General features: G+C 75.6%; 5 protein-coding genes. 1 reads left to right on the top strand and 4 read right to left on the bottom strand.

Features of this window, described 5'->3' with window-relative positions:
* The 4 genes from ACFIF2_RS35690 to ACFIF2_RS35675 form a co-directional block, all read right to left on the bottom strand.
* Positions 1-1,377: PrsW family glutamic-type intramembrane protease (locus ACFIF2_RS35690; RefSeq protein WP_395577452.1), on the bottom strand; the 1,377-nt coding region annotated here is incomplete at its 3' end.
* A gap of 10 nt (positions 1,378-1,387) precedes the next feature.
* On the bottom strand, positions 1,388-2,341 hold the full coding sequence (gene trmB / locus ACFIF2_RS35685) for a tRNA (guanosine(46)-N7)-methyltransferase TrmB (protein WP_395577451.1): 954 nt from the start codon (positions 2,339-2,341) through the stop codon (positions 1,388-1,390).
* A 13-nt stretch (positions 2,342-2,354) separates the two neighbouring features.
* The gene (lhgO, locus tag ACFIF2_RS35680; RefSeq protein WP_395577450.1) at positions 2,355-3,608 is read right to left on the bottom strand and encodes an L-2-hydroxyglutarate oxidase; all 1,254 of its coding nucleotides are present in this window, start codon (positions 3,606-3,608) and stop codon (positions 2,355-2,357) included.
* 126 nt (positions 3,609-3,734) lie between these two features.
* Positions 3,735-5,156 (bottom strand): MFS transporter, encoded by a 1,422-nt coding sequence (locus ACFIF2_RS35675; protein WP_395577449.1) that lies wholly within the window; start codon positions 5,154-5,156, stop codon positions 3,735-3,737.
* 690 nt (positions 5,157-5,846) lie between these two features.
* On the opposite strand from ACFIF2_RS35675, the gene ACFIF2_RS35670 reads away from it, so the two are divergent.
* On the top strand, positions 5,847-7,964 hold the full coding sequence (locus ACFIF2_RS35670) for an asparagine synthase-related protein (protein ID WP_395577448.1): 2,118 nt from the start codon (positions 5,847-5,849) through the stop codon (positions 7,962-7,964).
* Positions 7,965-8,170 lie beyond the last annotated feature (206 nt).

The raw sequence follows: 8,170 nt of genomic DNA, 5'->3' as shown, positions 1-8,170 counted from the left end.
GGGGCCGTGGGGGTGGGTCGGCGCGGGTCCGTAGGGCAGCGCGGGGGAGTAGCCGTGCGGGGCGTAGCCGTACGGGGCGTGGGCGGGGTAGGGGCCGTAGGTTCCGAGCGGTCCGCCGTGGCCGTACGTCCGGTACGTCCCGTGGCGCGGCCAGGGCGTGGGGCGGGCGGGGGCCGTGGCCCGGGCCGCGTACTCCAGGGACGGGCGGGCCACCTCGCGCCGGTGCCACAGGGCGTCCAGCAGTTCCCGCTCCCGTACGGCGAAGCCGGCGCCCGCCCCGTTCCGGCGCGCCCGCTGCCGCAGGAACGCCAGCGAGGTCGCGTACGCCTCGTACCGCTCCACCGTCCTGGCCGCGTCCTTCCCGGCGTGCCGGCGGGCGTGCTGCCGGGCGATGCGGCGGGCCCGCATCGAACCGAGCGCGTGCGGCTCCGTCGGCCCCAGCCAGCCGGCCAGGACGTACACGGGCAGTTCGGCCCGCACGGTGGCCAGTTCGCGCTGCCGGGTCCAGACCGCCAGCCAGGTCAGCAGGCCGAAGGACGGCACCATGAACGCCGCGTACACGGCCAGGAAGCCGTACTCGCCGAACGACGCCGAGCCGTTCCACAGCGCGTGCATGCCCATCGCGAGCAGCAGGCCGGCCAGGGGGAGCAGGGCGCGGCGCGGGCGGTGACGGCCCGGACGGAGGGCGGCGATGCCGAAGCCGATGCCGGTGAGCACGGTGAACAGCGGGTGGGCGAACGGCGACATCACGACGCGGACGAAGAAGGTCGCCGCGGTGACGGAGGCGATGCCGCTGTCGCCGGTGAGCTGGTCGGTGCCGAAGGCGGTGCCGAGGTAGAGGATGTTCTCGGTGAAGGCGAAGCCGGTGGCGGTGACGCCGGCGACGACCACGCCGTCGACGATCCCGGTGAAGTCCCGCCTGCGGAAGAGGAAGACGAGGAGGACGGCGGCGGCCTTGGCGGACTCCTCGACGACCGGCGCTATGACCGTGGAGCCCAGGGCGTCCGCACCGGCCGGATCGGCGGTGGCCGTCGCTATCCATCTCGTCGCGAAGCTGTTGGCGACGATCGCTATGAGCGCCGCCGCGCAGGCACCCCAGGCGAAGCAGAACAGCAGGTTCCGCCAGGGGCCGGGCTCGACCCGGTCCAGCCAGCGGAACGCGGCCAGGAGCAGCGGCACCGGCACGACCGCGAGGCCGAGTCCCACCAGGAAGCCCTGGGTGCCGGTCTGTTCGCGCACCAGGGCCAGGATCACCAGGCCCGCGAGCGCGAGCAGGGCGATCAGCGCCCCGTAGCGCACCCACGCGTGCTGCCACCAGTGCGGAAGCGGGTGCCGACGGACCGGGGGACGCGTCGGATACGGGGAACTGGTGGCCACGGCATGGACCCTAACCGGTGGGGGGCTGCTGCTCCTTGGGCTGATCACGGTGCGATACGAGGTGCTGTACGCGGCGGAAGAGCAAGTCGTTCACCACATGACCCTTGTCCAGTCCCTGGCCCTCGAAACGGGTCAGCGGCCGGTGGGCGGGGCGCGGCGCGAAACCGCCGCCGGGCACGGTGTTCTCGAAGTCGGGGTGCGCGGTGAGGACCTCGAGCATCTGCTCGGCGTACGGCTCCCAGTCGGTCGCGCAGTGCACGACGGCGCCCGGCGCGAGGCGGGTCGCGGCCAGGGACAGGAACTCCGGCTGGATCAGGCGCCGCTTGTGGTGCCGCTTCTTGGGCCAGGGGTCGGGGAAGTAGACGCGCAGTCCGGCGAGGGAGCCGGGGGCGAGCATCTCGCGCAGGAGGATGATCGCGTCGCCGTTGCCGACGCGGACGTTGGACAGCCCGTGCCGTTCCGCGAGGCCCAGCAGGTTGCCCTGGCCGGGGGTGTGGACGTCCACGGCGAGGATGTCGGTGCCCGGGTCGGCGGCGGCCATCCGGGCGGTGGCCTCGCCCATGCCGAAGCCGATCTCCAGGACGACGGGGTGGTCGTTGCCGAACAGCTCGCCGAGGTCGATGATCCGCTGCCCGTCGATGTCCAGGCCCCACTGGGGCCACAGCCGCTGGAGCGCGTCCGCCTGCCCGGCGGTCACGCGGCTCCGCCGGGGCTGGAAGCTCCGGATCCGCCGCTCGAAGTGCGACCCGGCGGGATCGGCCTTCGGACCGTCCGGGAAGCGGGGCTCGCCCTTGGCGCGGGTGTGCCGGAGGGAGTGGTCGGCGTGGGCGGCACCGGCGGGCGTGTCACCGGTGGGTGTGGCATCGGTGGGGGCCGCACCGGTGTGCGGGGCGCCGGTGGGGGCCGCGCCGGCGTGGGGGGCGGTCGGCTGGGGAGCGTCGGAAGCGCTGCGGAAATCAGACACAGTGCCACCAATTTTACGGTCGTCCGCCGCCGGGCCACGAGTCTCCCAGCAGGGCCAGCGCCCGGCGCCCCACCTCCCGCCCGATGGGCAGCGCCGCCGTCGCGGCGGGCGACGGCGCGTTCAGGACGTGGACGGCGTGGTCGCCCTCGCGGATCATGAAGTCGTCCACCAGGGTCCCGTCCGCGAGGACCGCCTGCGCCCGCACCCCGGCGGGCGACGCCACCAGGTCCCCCTCCGTCACCGCGGGCAGCAGCCTGCGCACCGCCGCGGTGAACGCGGCCTTGGACAGCGACCGCCGCAGCTCGCCCGCCCCGTACCTCCAGTGCCGCCGCGCTATCCGCCACGAGCCGGGCCAGGCCAGCGTCCCGCCCAGCTCGCCGGGCCGCACCACGCCCCAGCCGTACCCCTCCCGGGCGAGCGCCGGCACCGCGTTCGGACCGACGTGCACGCTCCCGTCGATGCCCCGGGTCAGGTGCACCCCGAGGAACGGGAACGCCGGGTCCGGCACCGGGTACACCAGACCTCGCACCAGCTCCGGGCGCGCCAGCTCGTAGTACTCACCCCGGAAGGGGACGATCCGCATGCCGGGGTCGTCCCCGGTCGTCCGGGCGATCTCGTCGCAGTGCAGCCCGGCGCAGTTGACCAGGACGCGGGCGCGGAGCACGTCCCCGCTCCGGGTGCGGACGGCGACGCCGAGGCCCGCGCGCCGGTCGATGTGCCGCACCTCGGCCCCGTAGCGGATCTCCGCCCCCGAGGCCCGCGCCAGCTGCCGGGCCACGGCCACGTAGTCGCAGACGCCGGTCGTCCCGACGTGTATGGCGGCCAGGCCCCTGACCTCCGGCTCGTACTCCGGGATCTGGGCGGCGCCCAGCTCGCGGACCGGTATGCCGTTCTCCCGGCCGCGCTGCACGAGGGCGTGCAGGCGGGGCAGCTCGGAGCGGTCGGTGGCGACGATCAGCTTGCCGGTGACGGCGTGGGCGATGCCGTACTCGGCGCAGAACTTGACCATCTCCGCCGCCCCCCGCACCGCGAAGCGGGCCTTGAGGGAGCCCGGGCGGTAGTAGACGCCGCTGTGGATGACGCCGCTGTTGCGGCCCGTCTGGTGCCGGGCCGGCCCTGGCTCCTTCTCCAGCACCGTCACCCTGGTGCCCGGCGCCGTGCGCGTGATCGCGTACGCCGTCGACAGGCCGACGATCCCGCCGCCGATCACCAGCACGTCGCAGTCGTACGCGATGCCCTGCGCCCTCGGGCTCCGCCCTCGTTCCATCTCCCGGCCCACCTCCCGGCTTCGATAGTGCACTGCGCCACTGACAATGCCTTCAAACCCCGGGGACGGGGCCGGGTGCCGGGGACGGGACCGGGGACGAGGACGGTGGCGGGGGACTGTGGCGGGTCAGGCCGGTGTGACGAGCAGGGGCCGGGCGCGCTCGCGCAGCTCGACCACGCGCGGCTCGTCGCCGTACGGCTCCAGGCGGTGGAGGAGGTCCTTGACGTACTCGGTGGTGCGGGCCGAGGAGATGCGGCCGGCCACCTCGACCGCGCGCACACCCTGCTCGCAGGCCGCGTCCAGGTTGCCGGACTCCAGCTCGGCCACCGCCGAGACGACGAGCCTCAGGCCGTGCGAGCGTACGAACTCCTCCGTCGGCTGCGACAGGGCCTGCTCGGTGAAGCGGCGCACCTGGCGTGGTGCCTTCAGGTCGCGGTAGCACTCGGCCGCGTCGGCGGCGAACCGGTCGTAGGAGTAGAAACCCAGCCACGACGGGTCGCTGTCGCCGGGGCGCGCGCGCTCCAGCCAGCTCTCGGCGGCCTTCAGGGCGGCGCCGGCCGCCGGTGCGTCCCCCGCGCGCGCGTGGGCGCGGGCCTCGACCAGGCGGAAGAAGCTCATGGTGCGGGCCGTGGCCAGTCCGCGGTTGCGCTCCAGGGCGGCCTGGGCGAGGTCCACGCCCTCGTCGCCGAAGCCGCGGTAGGTCGCCTGGAGGGACATGGAGGCGAGCACGTAGCCGCCCAGCGGGACGTCGGCCGCCGCGCGGGCCAGGCGCAGGGCCTGGATGTAGTACCGCTGGGCGGCCTCCTGCTGGCCGGTGTCGAAGGCCATCCAGCCCGCCAGGCGGGTCAGCTCGGCCGAGGCGCCGAACAGGGCGCGGCCGACCTCGTCGGAGTAGGAGCCGAGGAGCAGCGGGGCCGCCTCGACGCGTAAGCACTCGGGGACCATCGACGAACGCCAGTCGCCGCCGCCGTACTTGGAGTCCCAGCGGCGGGCGTCCTCGGCGGCCTCGCGCAGCTTCTGCACATCACTGTGGCCGACTTTGAGCGGTGCGCCGGAGCCCTCGGCCGGGCTCGCCTCACGCGCCACCGAGCTGTCGGCCGGGGTTATCAGCCATCGGGAGGCGGGCGTCGCGTACGCGCTCACCGCGAACGATCCGGCCAGCGACTGCCAGATGCCGCCGCCCGTCCGGCGGCCGGCGAGGTCGAGACGGTACAGCTCGGTGGCCGACCGGACCGCCTGGCCGACGTCCCGGGGGAAGGCGAGGCCCACCTCGGGGGCGGGGTCCGCGTCCGCCAGGCCGATCTCGTGGAGCGGCACCGGGCGGCCGAGCTTCTGCCCGATGGCGGCGGCGATGAGGTGCGGCGCCGCACCCTGCGGCACCATGCCCTTCGACACCCAGCGCGCCACCGACGTCTTGTCGTAGCGCAGCGTCAACCCGCGCTGGGCGCCCAGGTCGTTGACGCGCCGGGCCAGTCCTGCGTTGCTGATTCCCGCGAGGGCGAGAACGGCGCCGAGCTTCTCGTTCGGCCCGCGTTGCTCCCTGGACATGCGCCACCCCTCGACACAGACGGCTGCCGCGCTGGCATAACCACGCGGCATTCGTAAACCCAGCGTAGTTCGCCGGATCCCATGCGTTAAGAGGCATTGTTCCGGATGGCGGGATTGTGGTCCGTACGGAAGTGCGGTGCGTCTACGGTCCGTTGCCGCGTGCTCCCGGTGTGTGGCCGTGCGCCCGCCCGTGCGCTCTACTCCGGCCACGGCGGGAGCGATTCCATGGGCGATGCGTGGGTCGGCCCGCTGTACTGGATCCAGTGGGCTGGGGGACACCGCCGCCTACATCCCCGCGGGCGGCGGACCGGTCCGGGGGGTGTGCCTCGCCTCCCGGACCGCGCGCCGGCGAACGGTGCGCAACGCCTGTACGGAGCGTGTTCGAGCGCGTCCGCGTGACGCTGATTTGGCTGAAAACCGACCCCGGCGTTTTCGGGGTACTGCCGCCCCCACCACGGGAGTTGAGGGCGCGCCGGGTAGCCAAAGAGCGCGTTCCGGGGGCGCATTCGCGTCGTCTTCGCGCCCACGGGGCGGGAGTTGCACGGCGGTCGGCGTCCTCGCGTGAGTTCTCCGCGGGGCGCGTGCACGGGAGCACGCGCGGCTCCGCCGATGCTCTGCGGCGCGCCCTTCATGGCAGCATGGGACCAGTTCGTACGGTGCACTGGTTGTCCCCAGCCTGTGGAGGCGTCGATGCGGTGGTTGGTGGGGTGGAGCAGCGCCGCCGTGGGAGCAGCGGGGATCGCCGGGGCGTCGGGTTCCGCGGGCGCCACCGGCTACGACGGCGAGACCGTGCAGCCCGTGGGTTCCCAGCTGTTGTGGGGCGACCCCGACCCCCTGTGGGCGGTCGGCGACTGGCGCCCCGACGAGGTGCGCGTCGTCACGGCCGATCCGCAGACCCGGATCGCCGTCCTCGGCATCTGCGGCGCGAGCGACGAGCAGTTGCGGGTCGGGCTGTTCGCCGCGCGCGGGGGAGCGCTGCGGCACCTGACGGCGTGGCCGGGGAGCTACACGGCCGTCGTCCAGGTCGGGCGGCGCGTCATGGTCTGCGGCGACCTCGCGGGCGCGCGGCCGGTGTTCCACACCCCCTGGGCGGGCGGCACGGCGTACGCCACGGCCGCGCTGCCGCTGGCCGACCTCATCGAGGCCAACCTCGACTTCGGACACCTCGCCGCGCTGCTCGCCGCCCCCGACGTGCCGGCCGCGCTCGACGACTCCACCCCGTACGACGGCGTGAAGCGCGTTCCGCCGGGGCATGCGCTGATCCTGCGCGCCGGGGCGCGGGAGATCGCCGGGTACGAGCCGGTCGCCTCGCTCGCCGTGGCCGCGCCCTCGGCCGACCCCGATCGTGCGGTGGACGGCGTGCGGGACGCCCTGGTGGAGGCGGTGCGCACCCGCCTCGCCGCGCCCCGGCACGTCCCCGGGGACGGCATCGACCCCGGGCCCGTCCCCGGCATGGGGCCCGCGGAACGGCGCGCCGCGCGCGGGATGCCGGTGCCGGGCATCGGCGCCGACCTGTCCGGCGGTCCGGCCTCGGGGACGCTGGCGCTGCTGGCCGCCGGGCTGCCGGGGATGCCGGGGACCGTGCTGGGGCACGGCACCGGTGCGGGCGAGCGGCTGCTGGCCGTCACCTTCAACGACCTGGCCGTCGGCGGGCGGGAGGCCGAGCTGGAGCGGGCGGGGGCGCTCGCGGCCAACCCGCGGCTGCACCACGTGGTGGTCACCGGCGGGGAGGAGATGCTGCCCTACGGCGTCCTGGACGGGCCGCTGACCGACGAACCGGGCTCCTCGCTGGTCGCGGCGGCCCGGCACCGGACACGGCTGGCGGCGGGCAGCGCGGACCACTTCACCGGGTACGGGGCGCGGCAGGTGCTGGACGCGCATCCCGCGCGGCTGGCCGACCTGCTGATGGACCGCAAGCGGCGCCATCTCGTGCGGCCGGTCGCCGCGCTCGCCAAGGCCGACGGGTCGGTCCTGGTCCCCGCGCGCGTGTACGCCGCGGCGCGGCGGCTGGCGCGGACGCCGTACCGCACCGGGCTGGAGGTGCTCTCCGACCGGCTGCTGCGGCGGCGGTTCGACACCCCGGGGGACGGGGCGATGGACGCGTCGCTCGCCGTGCTGACCTGGGCCGGACCGGGGCCGGCGGCGCGGTGGCTGACCGGGGAGGCGCTGGCTGAAGTATCGGTTCGCCTTCAGACGTCCTCGCAGCGGTCCGGGGTGGGGCCGGGGCAGCGGCCCGGTGACTTCCGCGCGCGGGCGGCGCTGGCGCGGCAGGCGGCGGACGTGCGGGTGCTGGAGCAGGCCGCCGAGATCCGCTTCCAGCGGCTGCACACGCCGTTCCTCGACAACCAGGTCGTCCGCGCGTGCCGGGCGCTGCCGGAGGCGCTGCGGGTGCAGCCGGGGGCGCGGGCGGCGATCCTGCGGAGGGTGCTGGAGGGGGCGGGGGTGAGCGAGCTGCCGAGCGGGTGGGGGGCGCCGACGCAGGCGGTGGCCGCGTCGGCGGCGCGGACGGGGCTGCGGGTCGCCGCGGACTCCCTGCTGGGGCTCTTCGACACGCCGCTGCTCGCGGAGGCGGGGCTGGTGGAGGCGCGGGTCGTGCGCAAGGCGGTGCGGGGGGCGGCGGCGGGGGAGACGCTTCCCCTGGACGGGCTGGCCGACCTCGTCTCCCTCGAACTGTGGCTCCGGCGGTTGCTGGCCCGCCGGGGTACCTGCTGGACCGGTACGCCGGCCCGTCAGCGGGCGGTTCCCGCGGGGATCGCGCCGCAGCGGGGGGCGTTGGGTGGGGCGGGGGCGGTGGTGCGGCGGGGGTGACGGTTGCCTCCGGCGGTGCGGGTGCGGGTGCGGGTGCGGGTGCGCGTGCGGGGTGGGGTGGGTGCGGGGTGGGGTGCCTGCGGCGGCCTGTGCGGGGTGGGTGGGGGTGCGCGTAGCGCGGTACGTGGTGTGGGGGGCGGGGGGGGGGGGGGGGGGGGGGGGGGGGGGGGGGGGGGGGGGGGGGGGGGGGGGGGGGGGGGGGGGGG

It is taken from the genome of Streptomyces sp. BK79 (assembly GCF_044142145.1).
GTDB lineage: Bacteria > Actinomycetota > Actinomycetes > Streptomycetales > Streptomycetaceae > Streptomyces.
The sequence above is the reverse complement of the archived record's forward strand: the minus strand, read 5'-3'. Positions and strand labels throughout refer to the sequence as shown.